The 1,554-nt window shown below is 74.6% G+C and carries 1 protein-coding gene; it reads right to left on the reverse strand.

All coding sequences use genetic code 11. The features are described from left to right. On the reverse strand, nucleotides 1-1,403 hold a 1,403-nt coding region (locus tag OMK64_RS19935), incomplete at its 3' end, for a discoidin domain-containing protein (protein ID WP_272730093.1). Nucleotides 1,404-1,554 lie beyond the last annotated feature (151 nt).

A 1,554-nucleotide genomic window follows, 5' to 3' on the forward strand; every position in this document is an offset into this window, starting at 1 on the left:
CCCGACGCCCACCCGTACGACGACGGGAAGACCGCGAGGTCCCCCGCGACGTGGACCCGGCGCATGGGTGCCGCCTGCGAGACTGCCCAGCGGTTCTCGCCCGTGAACGGCGTGATCGTGAGGTTCTCCATCGAGCGCCAGAAGTTCTGCGTCGCGTTGCCGCCGAACCACTGCGCGTCCGCCCACACACCGCCGGTGATGTTCACGTCGTCGGGGTTGCGCCCGAGGCCGGAGATCGACGTGTTGAAGCCGATGTGGGCCTGCACGTCGTAGGTGCCCGGCGCGAAGAGGAACTGGTCGCGCCGCGTCCCGAACTGCGCGGTCTCCTGCGCCTGGAACGTCGAGTCGAGGACGCCCTGGATCTGCGCCTGCGACATCTGCGGCGTGAAGACGTGCACGTTCGGGCCCAGGTCGCCGCCGCCGGGCAGCGGGTCGACGGGCGGGGTGCCCGTGGTCGTCACCGCCACCTCCCAGAGCGAGTAGCCGTACCCCGTCGCGCGCTGCGTGAGGTCGAGCCGGACGTACCGGGCCGTCCCGGTCAGCGCGAGCGTCTGGACGCCGCCGCTGCCGTTCGTGACCGTCGCCGCGGGCGCCCAGTCCGTCCCGTTCGCCGACGTCAGGACGCGGAACGCGCGCGCGTACGCGCCCTCCCAGCGCAGCGTCACCGCGCAGAGCGCCTGCGCCGAGCCGAGGTCGACCTGCCACCACTGGGCGTCGCTGAACGCGCTCGACCAGCGCGTGCTCGTGCTGCCGTCGACCGCGGCGCTCGCGGGGGTGCCCGCGTTCTCGACGGACGACGCCGTCGCCGCCTTGCCCTGTGCGACGTTCGTCGTGCCGCACGTGCCCGGCGTCGTGGTCGGCGTCGGGGTCGTCGGCGTGGGGGTCGGCGTCGTGCCCGCGGTGCCCAGCACCTCCAGCTCCCACAGCGAGTAGCCGTAGCCCGTGCCGCGTGCGGTCAGGTCGAGCCGCACGTACCGCGCGGTGCCGGTCGCGGGCAGGGTCTGGGTGCCGCCGGTGCCGTTCGTGACGGTCGCTCCCGTGGACCACGTCGTGCCGTCGGTCGACGTGCGGACGGTGAACGCCTTGCCGTAGGCGGCCTCCCACCGCAGGACGACGGACTCGAGCGTCGCGGTCGCGCCGAGGTCCACCTGGATCCACTGCGGGTCGGCCGCGACGCTGGACCAGCGCGTGCCGACGTCCCCGTCGACGGCGGCCGCGGCGGGGAAGGCACCCGCGTTCTCGAGCGACGAGACCGTGACGGCCTTGCCGCGCGCGAGGTTGACGGGTGCCGCGGACGCGCCGGCGGCGGCCGCGGTGAGGAGGCTGCCGACGACGGCCGTCGTGAGCAGTCCGGCGAGCCAGGCGCGGGTGCGCCGGGCGGGCCGTGGGGGTGAGGTGCGCATGCGTGTCCTCCGGGACGGGACGCCCGTACCGCGCGGTGCCGGTCGCGGGCAGGGTCTGGGTGCCGCCGGTGCCGTTCGTGACGGTCGCTCCCGTGGACCACGTCGTGCCGTCGGTCGACGTGCGGACGGTGAACGCCTTGCCGTAGGCGGC

It is taken from the genome of Cellulomonas fimi (genome assembly GCF_028527925.1).
Lineage (GTDB): Bacteria > Actinomycetota > Actinomycetes > Actinomycetales > Cellulomonadaceae > Cellulomonas > Cellulomonas fimi_C.